Origin of the sequence: Streptomyces sp. SID486, assembly GCF_009865385.1 — a bacterium.
In the GTDB taxonomy this organism is placed as follows: domain Bacteria; phylum Actinomycetota; class Actinomycetes; order Streptomycetales; family Streptomycetaceae; genus Streptomyces.
The window spans coordinates 1-17,655 of record NZ_WWJT01000749.1 but is presented as its reverse complement, the minus strand read 5'-3'; the positions used below and the strand labels follow the sequence as shown (position 1 = coordinate 17,655).

Annotated in this window: 13 protein-coding genes and 1 tRNA gene; 9 read left to right on the top strand and 5 right to left on the bottom strand. The window is 70.5% G+C overall.

Annotated elements, in window-relative coordinates:
* The 7 genes from GT045_RS35230 to GT045_RS35200 form a co-directional block, all read left to right on the top strand.
* The coding region (locus GT045_RS35230) for a hypothetical protein (RefSeq protein ID WP_161336706.1) at positions 1-331 on the top strand (331 nt) is incomplete at its 5' end.
* Entirely contained in the window at positions 328-972 is a 645-nt protein-coding gene (locus GT045_RS35225; RefSeq protein WP_161288699.1) for a Tat pathway signal sequence domain protein, read from the top strand. The genes GT045_RS35230 and GT045_RS35225, both read left to right, overlap by 4 nt.
* A gap of 291 nt (positions 973-1,263) precedes the next feature.
* A complete protein-coding gene (locus GT045_RS35220) occupies positions 1,264-2,499 on the top strand; it encodes a branched-chain amino acid ABC transporter substrate-binding protein (protein ID WP_161288701.1) in 1,236 nt (411 codons plus the stop codon).
* Between the two features lie 111 nt (positions 2,500-2,610).
* The gene (locus GT045_RS35215) at positions 2,611-3,540 is read left to right on the top strand and encodes a branched-chain amino acid ABC transporter permease (RefSeq protein ID WP_161288703.1); all 930 of its coding nucleotides are present in this window, start codon (positions 2,611-2,613) and stop codon (positions 3,538-3,540) included.
* 5 nt (positions 3,541-3,545) lie between these two features.
* The gene (locus GT045_RS35210) at positions 3,546-5,372 is read left to right on the top strand and encodes a branched-chain amino acid ABC transporter permease (RefSeq protein WP_161288705.1); all 1,827 of its coding nucleotides are present in this window, start codon (positions 3,546-3,548) and stop codon (positions 5,370-5,372) included.
* A 5-nt stretch (positions 5,373-5,377) separates the two neighbouring features.
* A complete protein-coding gene (locus GT045_RS35205) occupies positions 5,378-6,379 on the top strand; it encodes an ABC transporter ATP-binding protein (RefSeq protein ID WP_161336705.1) in 1,002 nt (333 codons plus the stop codon).
* Positions 6,376-7,092, top strand: coding sequence for an ABC transporter ATP-binding protein (locus GT045_RS35200; protein ID WP_161288709.1), 717 nt, complete (start codon positions 6,376-6,378; stop codon positions 7,090-7,092). Before GT045_RS35205 ends, GT045_RS35200 begins: the two co-directional genes overlap by 4 nt.
* 66 nt (positions 7,093-7,158) lie before the next feature.
* Here the strand turns inward: GT045_RS35200 and GT045_RS35195 are convergent, their stop codons facing one another.
* The gene (locus GT045_RS35195) at positions 7,159-7,815 is read right to left on the bottom strand and encodes a response regulator (RefSeq protein ID WP_161288711.1); all 657 of its coding nucleotides are present in this window, start codon (positions 7,813-7,815) and stop codon (positions 7,159-7,161) included.
* A 101-nt stretch (positions 7,816-7,916) separates the two neighbouring features.
* Between GT045_RS35195 and GT045_RS35190 the strand changes: the two genes are divergently transcribed.
* Positions 7,917-7,990, top strand: a tRNA-Leu gene (locus GT045_RS35190).
* Between the two features lie 54 nt (positions 7,991-8,044).
* On the opposite strand, the gene pyk is transcribed toward GT045_RS35190, so the two are convergent.
* Complete coding sequence (gene pyk / locus GT045_RS35185) at positions 8,045-9,481, bottom strand: pyruvate kinase (RefSeq protein WP_161288713.1); 1,437 nt, start codon at positions 9,479-9,481, stop codon at positions 8,045-8,047.
* 220 nt (positions 9,482-9,701) lie between these two features.
* Between pyk and GT045_RS35180 the strand changes: the two genes are divergently transcribed.
* The gene (locus GT045_RS35180) at positions 9,702-11,522 is read left to right on the top strand and encodes a 5'-nucleotidase C-terminal domain-containing protein (protein ID WP_161336704.1); all 1,821 of its coding nucleotides are present in this window, start codon (positions 9,702-9,704) and stop codon (positions 11,520-11,522) included.
* Here the strand turns inward: GT045_RS35180 and GT045_RS35175 are convergent.
* From GT045_RS35175 to pepN, 3 genes are all read right to left on the bottom strand, one after another.
* Positions 11,519-12,931, bottom strand: coding sequence for a SidA/IucD/PvdA family monooxygenase (locus GT045_RS35175; RefSeq protein WP_161288137.1), 1,413 nt, complete (start codon positions 12,929-12,931; stop codon positions 11,519-11,521). The genes GT045_RS35180 and GT045_RS35175 overlap by 4 nt on opposite strands.
* Entirely contained in the window at positions 12,928-14,304 is a 1,377-nt protein-coding gene (locus GT045_RS35170; RefSeq protein WP_161336703.1) for an aminotransferase class V-fold PLP-dependent enzyme, read from the bottom strand. Before GT045_RS35170 ends, GT045_RS35175 begins: the two co-directional genes overlap by 4 nt.
* A gap of 630 nt (positions 14,305-14,934) precedes the next feature.
* Positions 14,935-17,436: an aminopeptidase N gene (gene pepN / locus GT045_RS35165; RefSeq protein ID WP_161336702.1), complete on the bottom strand. Its 2,502-nt coding sequence runs from the start codon at positions 17,434-17,436 to the stop codon at positions 14,935-14,937.
* Between the last annotated feature and the right edge of the window lie 219 nt (positions 17,437-17,655).

Genomic DNA, 17,655 nt, shown 5'->3' with positions numbered 1-17,655 from the left:
CGCGACGGCGTGCGCCGCCCCCGCGGCCCCCGCCGGCCCCCCGACCGCCGGTACCGGGCCCCCTGCCGCGGCCCCCGGCGCCGACCTGTGCACCCGGCTCGTCGTCCACTGGGCCCGCGAGGCGCTCGACGGCGACACCTACGGCGACTACCAGTCGATGGGCCTGTCCCACGGGCAGTACGAGATCCTGAGGGACGTCGTGGACGCCGGACGAGCCGTCAGGCGGCGCCAAGGCGCCAGCGCCGCGGTGAGTTTGATGGGGCGTCAGGCCCGTACGGCCTGCGCCGCCCGCTATCGCCACGGGACCCCGGCCAAAAGCCCCTGGTCATGAGCGGCATCGGTCCGCTGGAGCCCGGTGAGGGCACCCGCGCGCGGGACGGCCGGCCCGCAGCGGGCCCGCGGCCGGCGAGGGGACGGGCGCACACGGCGCTGACGGCGTGGTACGCCCGCCACCGGCGGATCACCCTCGCCCTGCTCGCCGCGGCCGTCCTCCTGGGAGGCGGCGGCTATCTCCACGCCACCCGCCCGCGACCGCCGGCGCCGCCGCCGCATCCCGAACGCCCGCGCCCCCAGGTGCCCTACCCCGTCCAGGCCGTGGACGTCACCTTCCTCGACGGCCGCACCACCCCCGCGCACGCCCCGCCACGCAGCTTCAGCTTCTCCGTCCTACTGAGCGTGACGTCGGGACCGCCCGTCACCGTGACGCGGGTGACGCAGCCGTACGCGGGGCTGACGCTGACCACGGAACCCCGCGTTCCGTTCCAGACAAAGGCCGGTTCCGCCCGCAAGATCACGATAACGATGCACGTGACGAAATGCGGAAAAGCCCCCAGGAACGCCAGCCTCCCTTTCCTGGACGTAACTCTGCGTAATGTGCGTGCAATACAGGAGCAAAGCTTCATCCTGGGCAGCCGCTACGCACAGCACCTCTCCCAGGCTCTGGAAGTCGCCTGCGGCAACAGGCATATGTAATCAGCAAAACAGCCGAGACACCTGGTTCGATCATGCCGAGTCCTGCGGGTTCTCAGAATGCGGACGTCACGAATCCACCTGAATTCCGCCTTCCCGCCCACGAAGTACCGCTGTGCAATACGCCGTGTCATAACAAGAGCGTCACAGCCTCGGTCAGACACTCCTCCACGTTCCCCACACACGCTTAGAGTCACGGCCAGTCACCGCGCCTTCGTAAGTTCAAAATTCAGCGCGGCGCGCGACTCGGCCGCTTCCATGGGGAGGCGGTTGTGCCTGGGGAAAGGACTGATCGTGCGTCAACGTTCGCTTATCGCCATCACCGCCGCGCTGGCGGCGGGAGCGCTCACCCTCACCGCCTGCGGCTCGCGCGACAGCGGCGACAAGAAGGGCTCGGACTCCGGCAACGGCGGCACCACCGTCGTCATCGGCGTCGACGCCCCCCTGACCGGCGACCTGTCCGCCATGGGCCTCGGCATCAAGAACTCGGCGGACCTCGCCACCAAGAACGCCAACAAGCAGAACTTCGTCAAGGGCGTCACCTTCAAGATCGAAGCCGCCGACGACCAGGCGCAGCCCTCCGCCGGCCAGCAGAACGCCTCCAAGTTCGTCAGCGAGAAGGAGGTCCTCGGAGTCGTCGGCCCGCTGAACTCCTCGGTCGCCGAGTCGATGCAGAAGGTCTTCGACGACGCCAAACTGGTCCAGGTCTCGCCGGCCAACACCGGCCCGGCCCTCACCCAGGGCCAGGACTGGCAGAACAAGAAGGTCCGCGGCTACAAGTCGTACTTCCGCACCGCGACCACGGACGCCATCCAGGGCCCGTTCGCCGCCCAGTACGTCTTCAACGAGGCCAAGAAGAAGAAGGTCTTCGTCATCGACGACAAGAAGACCTACGGCTCCGGCCTCGCCGCCACCTTCACCGCGGAGTACAAGAAGCTCGGCGGCAAGGTGGTCGGCACCGAGCACATCAACCCCGACGCCAAGGACTTCTCCGCGGTCGCCACCAAGGTGAAGAACTCCGGTGCCGAGGTCGTCTACTACGGCGGCGAGTACCCGCAGGCCGGCCCGCTGAGCAAGCAGATCAAGGCCGCCGGCGCCAAGATCCCGCTCGTCGGCGGCGACGGCATCAAGGACGACACGTTCATGAAGCTCGCCGGCCCGCAGGGCACCGGCGACCTCGCCACCTCGGTCGGCGCCCCCGTCGAGGAGCTGCCCTCCGCCAAGCAGTTCGTCGCCGACTACAAGGCCGGCGGCTACAAGGAGGAGTACTCCGCCTACGGCGGCTACGCCTACGACTCCGCCTGGGCGATCATCGAGGCCGTGAAGAAGGTCGTCGACGCCAACGGCGGCGAGCTTCCTTCCGACGCCCGCGCGAAGATCACCGAAGCCATGCAGGGCGTGTCCTTCGACGGCGTGACCGGCAAGGTCTCCTTCGACGAGTACGGCGACGCCACCAACAAGCAGCTCACCGTCTACGCCGTGAAGAACGGTGCCTGGGTGACCGTCAAGTCCGGTACCTACTCCGGCTGACCCACGCCTGAACCACTCAAGAGCCGCGCGGGGCGCTGTTCCACTGGCGCCCCGCGCGCACTCACATCCGGCCACATCCCTCGCACTTTCCGAACGCTCGGAGGACATGCGGTGAACGAACTGCCGCAGCAGCTGGTCAACGGCCTGCTACTAGGATCCATGTACGGGCTGGTCGCCATCGGCTACACAATGGTCTACGGCATCGTCCAGCTCATCAACTTCGCCCATGGCGAGATATTCATGACGGGAGCGTTCGGCGCTCTCACCGTCTGGCTCTGGCTCCCCGGCGGCACCAGCATGTGGCTCGCACTGCCACTGATGATCATCGGTGCCGTCCTCGTCGCGGTGGCCATCGCCGTCGGGGCGGAACGGTTCGCCTACCGGCCCCTCCGCACCGCCCCACGCCTCGCCCCCCTCATCACCGCCATCGGCCTCTCCCTCGCGCTCCAGCAGGCGGTGTGGGCCTGGTACCCGGAGGCGAAGTCCGCGCGCACCTTCCCGCAGATCGAAGGCGGCCCCTTCGAGATCGGCAGCGTCACGATCCAGACCGGTGACATCTTCCTGGTCTCCGCCGCCCCCATCAGCATGGCGATCCTCGCCTACTTCGTGATGAAGACCCGCACCGGCCGCGGCATGCAGGCCACCGCCCAGGACCCCGACACCGCGAAGCTGATGGGCGTCAACACCGACCGCATCATCGTCATCGCGTTCGCCCTCGGCGCCGCGTTCGCCGCCGTCGGAGCCGTCGCCTACGGACTGAAGTACGGCGAGATCAACTTCCGCATGGGCTTCATCCTCGGCCTCAAGGCCTTCACCGCGGCCGTCCTCGGCGGCATCGGCAACATCTACGGCGCCATGATCGGCGGCGTCGTCCTCGGCGTCGCAGAAACCCTCGCCACCGCCTACATCGCCGACATCCCCGGCATGGACAAGTTCGGCAGCCAGTCCTGGGCCGACGTCTGGGCCTTCGTACTCCTCATCCTCGTACTGCTGTTCAGGCCACAGGGCCTGCTCGGCGAGCGCGTCGCGGACAGGGCGTGACACCGATGACCACACAGACCACCGCACCCGACACCCCCGGCGCCCGCAACGCCGACACCCCCGCCGGCCTGCTCCCGCTCCCCGAGAAGGCCGCCCGCGCCCTCGCCCTCGGCGGCAGCGCGCTGACCATCGTCTCCACCTTCCTGGCCTGGACCTGGACCGCCGACTTCCCCGGCGACCTCACCGTCTACGGCTACCCGGGCGGCCTGCAGGTCCTCGTCCTCGTCGGCGCGCTCCTCGCCACCCTGTTCGCCCTGGCCTCCTACGGCGTCCGCGGCCTGCGCTGGCTGACGCCCGCCGGACCCGACGGAGCCCTGCGCTTCGCCACTCTGGCCACCTTCGCCACCGGCTGGTACACGGTCATCGCCATCAGCACCGACCTCGGCGGAGTCGTCAACCTCGAGCCCGGCGGCTACCTCGTCGCCGTCGCCAGCCTCGCCGCCCTGGCCGGTGCCCTCTCCCTGCCCTTCCAGCGGCCCGAGCCCGAGCCGATCGACCCCGACGACACCGGGTGGGAGAAGTTCAAGCACGCCGCCGCGTACAAGTGGGAGACCGTCAAGGCCGTCTTCTCCGCCGGATCACCCCGGCCCGTGCGCGCCCTGCCCCCGTACGCCGAGATCCTGATCATCGTCGCGATCCTCGCGCTCGGCCTCCTCGTCTTCACCTACGGCATCGGCACCGAGTACGACGAACTGTTCATCGGCTTCCTCATCACCGCGGGCTTCGGCTTCGCCGCCCTCAACAAGGCCGGCCTGATCGCCCAGGCGTCCCAGATCACCGCCCGGCACCAGAACATCACCACCGCCGGCGCCTTCGTCGCGGCCGCGCTGTTCCCCTTCACCCAGACCGACGACCAGTACGCCACCCTCGGCGTCTACATCCTCATCTTCGCCACCGTCGCCCTCGGCCTGAACATCGTCGTCGGCCTCGCCGGACTCCTCGACCTCGGATACGTCGCCTTCCTCGGTGTCGGCGCCTACGCCGCGTCCCTGGTCTCCGGCTCCCCCAGCTCCCCCTTCGACGTGCACTTCCCGTTCTGGGCCGCCGTGCTCGTCGGCGCCGCCGCCTCCCTGGTCTTCGGCGTACTGATCGGCGCCCCCACGCTGCGGCTGCGTGGCGACTACCTCGCCATCGTCACCCTCGGCTTCGGTGAGATCTTCCGCATCACGGCGAACAACCTCGACGGCACCTCCGGGCCCGACATCACCAACGGCTCCAACGGCGTCTCCTCCATCCCGAACCTCGACGTCCTCGGCTTCGACTTCGGCGCCCAGCACGACATGGGCGGCTTCACCATCGGCCGGTTCGCCAACTACTTCTTCCTGATGCTGCTCATCACCGCCGTCGTGGTGCTGGTCTTCCGCCGCAGCGGCAACTCCCGCATCGGGCGCGCGTGGGTCGCCATCCGCGAGGACGAGACCGCCGCCCTGGCCATGGGCATCAACGGCTTCCGCGTCAAGCTCATCGCCTTCGCCGTCGGCGCCTCCCTCGCCGGACTCGCGGGCACCGTACAGGCCCACGTCACCTACACGGTGACACCCGAGCAGTACCTGTTCGCCGGCCCCATCCCGCCCAACTCGGCGTTCCTGCTCGCCGCGGTCGTCCTCGGCGGCATGGGCACCATCAGCGGACCCCTCATCGGCGCGGCGCTGCTCTTCCTGATCCCCAACAAGCTCCAGTTCCTCGGCAACTACCAGCTCTTCGCCTTCGGCCTCGCACTCATCCTGCTCATGCGGTTCCGCCCCGAGGGCCTCATCCCCAACCGGCGCCGCCAGCTCGAGTTCCACGAAGATGCCGAAGCGCCCACCCTCCTGACGAAGGCGGGGGCCTGACCACCATGACCACCGACACCACCACCAAGGACACCGCCGCCGCACCCGCCACCCCCGGCGAGACGGTCCTCGACGCCCGCGGCGTGACCATGCGCTTCGGCGGCCTCACCGCCGTACGCGGCGTCGACCTCACCGTCAACGCCGGCGAGATCGTCGGCCTCATCGGCCCCAACGGCGCCGGGAAGACCACCTTCTTCAACTGCCTGACCGGCCTGTACGTCCCCACCGAAGGCGAAGTCCGCTACAAGGGCGACGTCCTGCCGCCCAAGTCCTTCAAGGTCACCGCCGCCGGCATCGCCCGGACCTTCCAGAACATCAGGCTCTTCGCCAACATGACCGTCCTGGAGAACGTCCTCGTCGGCCGGCACACCCGCACCAAAGAGGGCTTCTGGTCCGCCGTCCTGCGCGGCCCGGGCTTCCACAAGGCCGAGAAGGCATCCAAGGACCGGGCCATGGAACTCCTCCGGTTCGTCGGCCTGGACCACAAGTCCGAACACCTGGCCCGCAACCTCCCCTACGGCGAACAGCGCAAGCTGGAGATCGCCCGCGCCCTGGCCAGCGAACCCGGGCTGCTGCTCCTCGACGAGCCCACGGCCGGCATGAACCCCCAGGAGACCCGGACCACCGAGGAACTCGTCTTCGCCATCCGCGACATGGGCATCGCCGTCCTCGTCATCGAGCACGACATGCGCTTCATCTTCAACCTGTGCGACCGCGTGGCCGTGCTCGTCCAGGGCGAGAAGCTCATCGAGGGCGACAGCGCCACCGTCCAGGGTGACGAACGCGTCATCGCCGCCTACCTCGGTGAACCCTTCGAGGACGCACCCGGCGCCGAGGAAGTGGCCGAGGTGGAAGCCGCCGAGGCCCACGCCGGGACCACCACCGCGGCCAAGGCACCCGCCGACACGGAGGCCGAGGCACCCGCCGGCCCCGCAGCCGAGGCACCCGCCGGCGGCCCGGCCGACACCACGACGGACGCCGCGCCCGGCAAGGAGGACGACCGATGACCGCACTGCTCGAGGTGGAGGACCTCCGGGTCGCCTACGGCAAGATCGAAGCCGTCAAGGGCATCTCCTTCAAGGTCGAGGCCGGCCAAGTGGTCACCCTCATCGGCACCAACGGCGCCGGAAAGACCACCACCCTGCGCACCCTGTCCGGACTGCTCAAGCCGGTCGGCGGCCAGATCAGGTTCAACGGCAGATCGCTGAAGAAGATCCCGCCCCACCAGATCGTCTCCCTCGGCCTCGCCCACTCCCCCGAGGGCCGGCACATCTTCCCCCGCATGAGCATCGAGGACAACCTGCGTCTCGGCGCCTTCCTGCGCAACGACAAGCCCGGCATCGAGAAGGACATCCAGCGCGCCTACGACCTCTTCCCCATCCTCGGGGAACGCCGCAAGCAGGCCGCGGGCACCCTCTCGGGCGGCGAGCAGCAGATGCTCGCCATGGGCAGGGCGCTGATGTCCCAGCCCAAGCTGCTGATGCTCGACGAACCGTCGATGGGGCTGTCCCCCATCATGATGCAGAAGATCATGGCGACGATCGCCGAACTGAAGTCCCAGGGCACCACCATCCTGCTCGTCGAGCAGAACGCCCAGGCGGCGCTCTCCCTGGCCGACCAGGGTCACGTCATGGAGGTCGGCAACGTCGTCCTCTCCGGCACCGGCCAGGACCTGCTGCACGACGAGTCGGTCCGCAAGGCCTACCTCGGCGAGGACTGACCCCGCACACGGCGAGGCCCGCGCCCCCTTCTCCGGGGCGCGGGCCTCGCCATGAGCGTGCGGCGCTCAGCCGTTCTTCGAGGACTTCTTCTCGTCGCTGTCCGCGATGACCGCCTCGGCGACCTGCTGCATCGACATCCGGCGGTCCATGGACGTCTTCTGGATCCAGCGGAACGCGGCCGGCTCGGTCAGGCCGTACTCGGTCTGCAGGATCGACTTCGCACGGTCGACCAGCTTGCGGGTCTCCAGCCGCAGCGTGAGGTCGGCGACCTCCCGCTCCAGCTGCTTCAGCTCGGTGAACCGGGAGACGGCCATCTCGATCGCCGGCACCACGTCGCTCTTGCTGAACGGCTTGACCAGGTAGGCCATGGCACCGGCGTCCCGGGCCCGCTCCACGAGGTCGCGCTGCGAGAAGGCGGTGAGCATCAGGACCGGCGCGATGGACTCCTCGGCGATCTTCTCCGCCGCCGAGATGCCGTCCAGTTTCGGCATCTTCACGTCCAGGATGACCAGGTCCGGCCGGTGCTCGCGGGCCAGCTCGACCGCCTGCTCACCGTCGCCGGCCTCACCGACGACGGTGTACCCCTCCTCCTCCAGCATCTCTTTGAGATCGAGGCGGATCAACGCCTCGTCCTCGGCGATGACGACACGGGTCGTCAGCGGAGGCACGTGCGACTTGTCGTCGTCGGGCGCGTCTACGGGCTGGGGCGACTCGGCGGTCACGGGAGCTCCTCGTTCAGGGCAGGGGTACTGCTGACAAGAGCCTACCCAGCTGCGGTATGGTGGACGGGCAGCGGGTCGGGTTAAATCTGCGATTCGCAGGAGCTCCGGTAGTCCAATCGGCAGAGACGATACCCTCAAAAGGTATTCAGTGTGGGTTCGAGTCCCACCCGGGGCACTTTTCCTTGGATCCCAAGGTCACGACTTGCCGGCGCGGAAGACCGCCCGTGCGTCACTTGGGACTGTCGTCCTCCCCGATGTGATGGACCCGGACCATGTTGGTCGAACCGGAGACCCCGGGCGGGGACCCCGCCGTGATGACCACGATGTCGCCCTGACGGCAGCGGCCGTACTTCAGCAGGAGTTCGTCCACCTGGTCGACCATGGCGTCCGTGGAGTCCACGTGCGGGCCGAGGAACGTCTCGGCGCCCCAGGTGAGGCTGAGCTGGGAGCGGGTGGCCGGTTCGGGGGTGAAGGCGAGCAGGGGAATGGGTGAGCGGTAGCGGGAGAGCCGACGGGCGGTGTCTCCCGACTGGGTGAACGCGACGAGGAACTTCGCGCCGAGGAAGTCGCCCATCTCGGCGGCGGCGCGGGCGACGGCGCCGCCCTGGGTGCGCGGCTTGTCGAGTTCGGTGAGCGGGGGCAGGCCCTTGGCGAGCATGTCCTCCTCCGCGGCGGCGACGATCTTCGCCATGGTGCGGACGGTCTCGACGGGGTGTTTGCCGACACTGGTCTCGCCGGAGAGCATGACCGCGTCCGTGCCGTCGAGGACGGCGTTGGCGACGTCGGACGCCTCGGCGCGGGTGGGGCGGGAGTTGTCGATCATCGAGTCCAGCATCTGGGTGGCGACGATCACGGGCTTGGCGTTGCGCTTGGCGAGTTTGACGGCGCGTTTCTGGACGATGGGCACCTGTTCGAGCGGCATCTCGACGCCCAGGTCGCCGCGGGCGACCATGAGCCCGTCGAAGGCGGCCACGATGCCGTCGAGGTTCTCCACGGCCTGGGGCTTCTCGACCTTGGCGATCACCGGGAGGCGGCGGCCCTCGTCGGCCATGATCCGGTGGACGTCGCGGGCGTCGTCGCCGCTGCGCACGAAGGAGAGGGCGACGACGTCGAACCCGGTGCGCAGGGCCCAGCGCAGGTCGTCCTCGTCCTTCTTGGAGAGGGCGGGGACGGACACGGCGACGCCGGGGAGGTTCAGCCCTTTGTGGTCGGAGACCACGCCGCCCTCGATCACCCGCGTGCGGACGCGGGGGCCGTCGACGGCGGTGACCTCCAGGCAGACCTTGCCGTCGTCCACGAGGACGCGTTCGCCGGGGGTGACGTCGGTGGCGAGGCCGGCGTAGGTGGTGCCGCACCGGTGGCGGTCGCCTTCGGCGCCGTCCTCGACGGTGATGGTGAAGGTGTCGCCGCGTTCAAGGAGTACGGGGCCTTCGCGGAAGCGGCCGAGCCGGATCTTCGGACCCTGAAGGTCGGCGAGGATCCCGACGCTGCGGCCGGTCTCGTCGGCGGCCTTGCGTACGCGCTGGTAGCGCTCCTCGTGTTCGGCGTGGGTGCCGTGGCTGAGGTTGAACCGGGCGATGTCCATTCCGGCCTCGACGAGTGCCTTGATCTGGTCGTACGAGTCGGTGGCGGGCCCCAGAGTGCAGACGATCTTTGCTCGGCGCATGTTTCCGAGCCTATGCCTTACTTGCGGGTAGACAATCGGGCCCGTGTGACCACTCAACAGACATTGGGCAAAGGCTTATTGACAAGTGTTGAATTGTGCCGTGCCCCGCTCCTATGAGCGATGGTCACCAGATCGCAATCTCCCGGACCTGTTGCCGTAGGTCATGTTCAGGACAGAATCTACGCGCGTTGTCGAACCCTGCGCCCGAGGAGACCCGGAGATGCCCTTGAACCGCCGCACGTTCCTGCAGAAGTCCGCCGCCACCGGAGCGGGAGCGGCGGTCACCGGCGTGGCGGCGGCTCCGGCGGCCGAGGCGGCGCAGGCCGGCCGGCCCGGGCACGGCCACGGGCACCACCCCGTGAAGCGGTACTCCCTGACCGTCATGGGCACCACCGACCTGCACGGCCACGTGTTCAACTGGGACTACTTCAAGGACGCGGAGTACTCCGACGCGGCCGGTAACGCGATGGGGCTGGCGCGCATCTCGACGCTGGTGAACCAGGTGCGCGAGGAGAAGGGCCGCTGCAACACGCTGCTGCTGGACGCCGGTGACACCATCCAGGGCACTCCGCTGGCCTACTACTACGCCAAGGTGGACCCGATCACCGCCAAGGGCGGCCCGGTGCACCCGATGGCGCAGGCGATGAACGCGATCGGGTACGACGCCGCCGCGCTCGGCAATCACGAGTTCAACTACGGCATCGAGACGCTGCGGAAGTTCGAGTCCCAGCTCCGCTTTCCGCTGCTCGGCGCCAACGCCGTCGACGCGAAGACGCTGCGGCCCGCGTTCCCGCCGTACGTCATGAAGACGTTCCACGTGCCGGGTGCCAGGCCGGTGAAGGTCGCGGTCCTGGGCCTGACGAACCCGGGGATCGCGATCTGGGACAAGGCATATGTGCAGGGCAGGCTGGCGTTCCCCGGTCTGGAGGAGCAGGCCGCCAAGTGGGTGCCGAAGCTGCGGTCGATGGGTGCCGACGTGGTGGTCGTCTCGGCGCACTCGGGCGCCTCGGGCACGTCGTCGTACGGCGACCAGGTGCCGTACGTGGAGAACGCGGCGGCCAACGTGGCGAAGCAGGTGCCGGGGATCGACGCGATCCTGGTGGGGCACGCGCATGTGGAGATCCCGGAACTGAAGGTCGTCAACGACCACACGGGCCGGACCGTCGTACTGTCCGAACCGCTGTGCTACGCCGAGCGGCTCACCCTGTTCGACATCGAGCTGGCGTTCGACAAGGGGCGCTGGGAGGTCGAGTCGGTCTCCGCGTCCCTGCGTGACTCACGCACCGTCGCCGACGACCCGAAGATCACCCGGCTGCTGACGGACGAGCACCGCAAGGTCGTCGCGTACGTCAACCAGGTCGTGGGCCGGGCGACGCAGACGCTGACCACGGTCGACGCCCGTTACCGGGACGCGCCCATCATCGATCTGATCACCAAGGTGCAGGAGGACGTGGTCAAGGCGGCGCTGGCGGGCACCGAGTACGCCTCGCTGCCGGTGATCGCGCAGGCGTCGCCGTTCTCCCGGACCTCCGAGATCCCGGCCGGCGACGTCACGATCCGGGATCTGTCGGGCCTGTACGTGTACGACAACACGCTGGTGGCCAAGCTGCTGACGGGCGCCCAGGTGCGGGCCTACCTGGAGTACTCGGCGGAGTACTACGTCCGGACGGCTGCCGGCGCGGTGGTGGACGTGGAGAAGCTGACCAACGCGAACGGCCGTCCGGACTACAACTACGACTACGTCTCGGGTCTGTCGTACGACATCGACATCGCCCAGCCGGCCGGGTCGCGGATCAGGAACCTCACCTTCGCCGGGGCCGCGCTGGACGACGCCCAGCAGTTCGTCCTCGCGGTGAACAACTACCGCGCCAACGGTGGCGGCGCCTTCCCGCATGTCGCCACCGCGAAGGAGCTGTGGTCGGAGTCGACGGAGATCCGCACCCGGATCGCGGAGTGGGTGACCGCGAAGGGTGTGCTGGACCCGAAGGACTTCGCGTCCGTGGACTGGAAGCTCACCCGGGACGGCACGCCGGTCTTCTAGAGCCCGTCGACGAGTGGGGTGAGCCGCTTCGGCTGCCTGGCGGACGGCACGCGGTCCGCCGGGTCCTCCAGTCCGAAGGACGTGAAGGCGGTACGGGAAGGCAGGGGGTAGGACTCCTTGCCGGTGACCGCGTTCAGGATGGTGGCGCTGCGCCAGGCGGCCAGGCCGAGGTCGGGGGCGCCGACGCCGTGGCTGTGCAGTTCGGCGTTCTGCACGTACACCGAGCCGGTGACCGAGGGGTCCAGCATGATGCGGAAGTCCTGGTCGATGCGGGGGCGTTCGCTGCTGTCGCGGCGGACGTAGGGGTCGAGTCCGGCGAGGAGGCGGGCGAGGGGGCGTTCGCGGTAGCCGGTGGCCAGGACGACGGCGTCGGTGGTGAGCCGGGAGCGGCTGTTCTGCTGGAGGTGCTCCAGATGCAGTTCGATCTTCGTGGTGGCGATCCGGCCGGCGGTGCGGACGCGGACGCCGGGGATGAGGACGGCGTCGGGCCAGCCGCCGTGCAGGGTGCGCCGGTACAGCTCGTCGTGGATGGCGGCGAGGGTGCCGGCGTCGATGCCCTTGTGCAGTTGCCACTGGGTGGAGACGAGCCGGTCGCGGACGGGTTCGGTGAGGGCGTGGAAGTAGCGGGTGTAGTCGGGTGTGAAGTGCTCCAGGCCGAGTTTGGAGTACTCCATCGGTGCGAACGCCTCGGTGCGGCCGATCCAGTGGAGTTTCTCCCGGCCGGCGGGCCGGTGCCGGAGCAGGTCGAGGAAGACTTCGGCGCCGGACTGTCCGGAGCCGACGACGGTGACGTGTCCGGCGGCGAGGACGGAGTCGCGGTGGTCGAGGTAGTCGGCGGCGTGGACGACGGGTACGCCGGGGGTGTCCACCAGGGGGCGCAGGGGGTCGGGCACGTAGGGGACGGTGCCGACGCCGAGGACGATGTTGCGGGTGTAGGTGCGGCCGAGGGCCTCGGCCTCGCCGTCGGCGTCGAGCTGGGTGTGGTCGACTTCGAAGACGTCCCGGTCGGGGTTCCAGCGGACGGCGTCGACCTGGTGGCGGAAGCGCAGTCCGGGCAGCGCTTCGGCGACCCATCGGCAGTAGGCGTCGTATTCGGCGCGCTGGATGTGGAAGCGCTCGGCGAAGTAGAAGGGGAAGAGCCGATCGCGGGTCCTGAGGTAGCTGAGGAAGCTCCAGGGACTGCTGGGGTCGACGAGGGTCACGAGGTCGGCGAGGAAGGGCACCTGGATCGTGGCGCCGTCGATGAGCAGGCCGGGGTGCCAGTCGAAGCCGGGCCGTTGTTCGTAGAAGACGGCGTCGAGTTCCGCCAGGGGGTGGGCCAGGGCGGCGAGGGAGAGGTTGCTGGGGCCGATGCCGATGCCGACGAGATCGCGTGGGGATTCCGGCTCGTGGCGTGGTGGGTGGGTCATGCGGGGGTGCTTCCTTCGACGAGTTCGAGCAGGTGGGCCAGGTCGTCCGGCCGGGTGTGGGGGTTGAGGACGGTGGCCTTGAGCCAGAGCCGGCCGTCGAGGCGGGCGCGGCCGAGGACGGCTCTGCCCTCGTGCAGCAGCCGTCGGCGTACGGTGGCCACGGCGGTGTCGTCCGCCGTGGCGGGGCGGAACAGTACGGTGCTGATGGCGGGGCGGTCGTACAGGTCGAAGCCGGGGTGTTCGCGGACGAGTGCGGCGAACTCGCGGGCCCGGGTGCAGACCTGGTCGACGAGGGTGCCCAGTCCGCTGCGGCCGAGCGTCCTGAGGGTGACGGCGATCTTGAGGATGTCGGGGCGGCGGGTCGTGCGCAGGGAGCGGCCGAGCAGGTCGGGGAGTCCGGCTTCGGTGTCGTCGTCGGCGTTGAGGTAGTCGGCGCGTTGGTGGAGTGCGGCCAGCTCGCCGGGGCGGGCCACGGCGATGAGGCCGGCGGCCGCGGGTTGCCAGCCGAGTTTGTGCAGGTCGAGAGTGACGGTGTGGGCGGCTTCCAGGCCGGCGAGCCGGTCGCGGTGGCGGTCGCTGAAGAGGAGGCCGCCGCCGTAGGCCGCGTCGATGTGCAGGCGGGCGCCGTGGGCGGTGCACAGGCCGGCGATCTCGGGCAGCGGGTCGATGAGGCCGGCGTCGGTGGTGCCGGCGGTGGCGGCGACCAGGGTGGGGCCGGGGTGTGCGGTGAGGGCGGCGTCGAGGGCGGCCGGGTCCAGGGTGCCGGCGGGCGCGGGGAGCACGACGGGGTCGGGCAGGCCGAGGAGCCAGGCGGCGCGCGGCAGCGAGTGGTGGGCATTGGCGCCGCACACGAGGCGGAGGTCCCTGCCGTGGGCCTCGCGGGCGAGGAGCAGGGCGAGTTGGTTGGACTCGGTGCCGCCGGTGGTGACGAGGGCGTCGGCGAGGCCGGCCGTGCGGGCGAGGGTGCGGGCGACGGCGGCTTCCAGGGCGGAGGCGGCGGGGGCCTGGTCCCAGGAGTCCAGCGAAGGGTTGAGGGCGCTCGCGGCGAGGTCGGCGGCGGCGGCCACGGCGAGTGGCGGGCAGTGCAGGTGGGCGGCGCAGAGCGGGTCGGCGGGGTCGGCGGCGCCCGCCGCGAGGGCTCGTACGAGGCTGTGCAGGGCATCCGGGTCGCCGGTGTCCGGCAGGGCGTCGCCGAGTGCTTCGGTGATGCGTGCGGTGACGGCCCGGGGTCCGCCGGCGGGCAGGGGGCCGCGGCGTTCGGCGCGGCCGGCGGCGAGTGCGTCGAGCACGGTGGCGAGGAGTGGTCGCAGCGCGTCGGGGCCGTCGGGTCCGGAGGCGAGCGGGGGCGCGCTCGTGACGTCTCCTCCGCTCATGGGCTCTCCTCCGGGGCGCGGGTCGGCCCGGCGGGCCTGCGGGGCCCGGGGCTGCCGGCTTGCGGTTGGAGTTCCAGCTTGTACCGGAAGAGCGCCCTGTGTCCCGAAAGCCCGGTGAAGGGAACCCGAAAGTGTGTACTGCCTTAGCGGGTGGGCCTGTTGCGCCGGGCCGCCAGCGGCCGGCCCCCGAAGCCGCCATCGTGGCCGCGGGCCCGGCGGGCGACGGTGCGGGCCGGGGTGCAGGTGATCCGTTCCACGGTGCCGGTGATCTCCGGGGTGTGCCGACGGTCTCCGCGGAGCTTTCCGGCAGCCGTTCGGGCATCTGCGGGGGTGCATGCGGGAAGAGACTGCTCGCGCCGGTGGACACGGCGGCGGGGACGTCGGGCCGGAACGCCGCGCCCTCGGCCCGCCGGCGCCGGGCGGCCCGCCCGGGGTCGCGGGTCAGGGACCGGCCGGGCTGTCCCGAGGCGAGGAGCCGGTCGGCGAGGGCGCCCGACGTCGCCGGTCGCTCCGGTCACTGCGCTCACCCGCTGCCTCCGCGGACGGGTCGCTTGCCGACCGCCCCGACGTGGGGGGCGGCCGGGGGCCCGCACCGGTGGTGGGGACCGGCCGCGTCCCGTGTCCGTGGGTCTACCGCGTGGTGTCCGCGCCGCCTTCGCCCCGGACGCGCAGGGCGCGGGCGAGGTCGTCGAGGCGGTCGGCGAGGGTGCGGCGCAGGGCCGGGGTGAGTTCGGCGTCGCGCAGGCATTCCTCGCCGAGCCGCAGGTTCCCGGCGTCGACGGCGTGGGCGGGGAACGCCCAGCGGCCGGCGGCGACGGCGATAGCGGGACCGCGGCGGGCGGCGAGGGCGACGGCGTCCGGGTAGAAGCGCGGCACGTACTCCTCGATCAGGTCGGCCTGTTCGGGCTGCCAGAAACCCTGGGCGGTGGCCGTGAAGAGGTAGTTGGACAGGTCGTCGCCGGTGAACATCGCCTCCCAGGCGGTGCGCTTGGCGGCGGGGTCGGGCAGGGCGGCGCGGCAGCGTGCGGCGCCTTCCTGGCCGGTGGCGCTGGGGTCGCGGGCCAGTTCGGCGGCGATGGCGGTCTCGTCGGTGGCGCCGAGGACGGCGAGCCGGGCGAGGATGCGCCAGCGCAGCTCGGGGTCGAGTTCGGGTCCGCCGGGCACGGTGCCGTCGGCGAGCCAGGCGGCGATGGTCTCCGGGTGGGCGGCCACGCCGATCAGGTGCCGCACGGCGATCAGCCGGAGGCCGGGGTGGTCGCCGTCCTCGGTGCGCCGCAGCAGGTCGCGGCAGAGGGAGGTGAGGGTGGCGAGGGCGGCGGGCCGCTCCCGGGGGGCCAGGTACTGCTCGGTGAGCTGGCCGGCGGCGAAGGCGAGGACGCCCTGGGTGACGGCGAGGTCGGTCTCGCGCGGGAGGTGGGCGCGGGCCGTCTCCAGGTAGGCGGTGGGCGGGAGTTCGCCGTCGCGCACGGCGTCCCGCAGGGCGTTCCAGACGACGGCGCGGGTGAGGGGGTCGGGCAGGCCGGACAGCCCGGTGCGGACCGTGCCGAAGGACGTGGTGTCGAAGCGGACCTTGGCGTAGGTGATGTCGCCGTCGTTGAGCAGGACGAGGGCGGGGCGCTTGCCGATGGGCTGCGGGGTGGCCTGCGGGACGTCGAGGTCGATGCGCTCGCGCAGGACGAGCCGGCCCTCGTCGGCGACGTCGTGGTCGTAGAGGCCGGCGCTGAGGCGGTGCGGGCGGCTGCCGGTGCGTTCGGCGGTGAGCGTGCAGGTGCCGTCGGCGGCGGCGATCGCCGGGGTGAGGGTGTCGACGCCGGTGGTGCGCAGCCAGCTGTCGGCCCAGGCGTGCACGTCGCGGTCGGTGGCCGAGGCGAGGGAGTCGATGAAGTCGGCGAGGGTGGCGTTGCCGAACTTGTGCCGCTTGAAGTGGGTGTTGATGCCGGTGAGGAAGTCCTTCTCGCCGAGCCAGGCGGCCAGCTGGCGCAGCGCGGAGGCGCCCTTGGCGTAGGAGATGCCGTCGAAGTTGAGCAGGGCGGAGGCGGTGTCGTCGACGTTCTCGGGGGCGACGGGGTGGGTGGTGGGGCGCTGGTCGGCGTCGTAGCCCCAGGCTTTGCGGGTGACGCCGAACTCGGTCCAGGGGTCGGTGAAGCGCGTGGCTTCGGCGGTGGTCTGGTAGCCCATGTACTCGGCGAAGGACTCGTTCAGCCAGATGTCGTCCCACCACTTGAGGGTGACGAGGTCGCCGAACCACATGTGGGCCATCTCGTGGGCGATGACCATGGCGCGGGTCTGCCGTTCGGTGTCGGTGACGGCGGAGCGGTAGACGAAGTCGTCGCGGAAGGTGACCAGGCCCGGGTTCTCCATGGCGCCCGCGTTGAACTCGGGGACGAACGCCTGGTCGTAGGAGTCGAAGGGGTACGGCTCCTCGAACTTCTCGTGGTAGCGGTCGAAGCACGCGCGGGTGATGTCGAGGATCTCGTCGGCGTCGGTGTCGAGGTGGGGCGCGAGGGAGCGGCGGCAGTGGATGCCGAAGGGCAGGCCGCGGTGCTCGGTGCGCACCGAGTGCCAGGGGCCGGCGGCGACGGCGACCAGGTAGGTGGAGATCAGCGGGGTGGGTGCGGCCTGCCAGGTGCCGTCGGCGTGGCGGGCGGTGACACCGTTGGCGAGGACGGTCCAGCCTTCGGGTGCCTTGACCGAGACGTCGAAGACGGCCTTCAGGTCGGGCTGGTCGAAGGCGGCGAAGATCCGCTGGACGTCGTCCATGAACATCTGGGTGTAGACGTAGGTCTCACCGTCGCTGGGGTCGGTGAAGCGGTGCATGCCCTCGCCGGTGCGGGAGTAGCGCATGACCGCGTGGACGCGCAGTTCGTGCTCGCCGGCGGTGAGGTTCTTCAGCGGCAGCCGGTCCTCGTTCAGCGATTCCGGGTCGAGCGGCTGTCCGTCGAGCGTGGCGCTGCGCAGTTCGGCGGGCTTCAGTTCGACGAACGTGTCCCCGTCGGACCGGGCGGTGAACCGGATCGCGGTGCGGGAGTCGAAGGTCTCGTCACCGGTGGTGAGGTCCAGTTCGACCGTGTACCGGTGGACGTCGAGGAACTGTGCTCGGAGCTGCGCTTCGTCGCGCGTGAGAACGGACATGCAGGCCATGCTGCCTGATGGGACCGGCAGCGCACAGGGGTGGGCCGGTACGCGGCTTTTGTCGGCCGTGTGCCCGGGGAGGTTCTCCCGCCGGGCCCGCGTCCGGGCCTGGCTCCCCCGCCAGGTCCGCGTCCCCGCCCGGCTCCCCGCAGGATCCACCTCCGGGCCCCGCCCGGCTCCCCGCCGGCCCCGGGCCGACCCCGCCGGCCCGATGCGGGT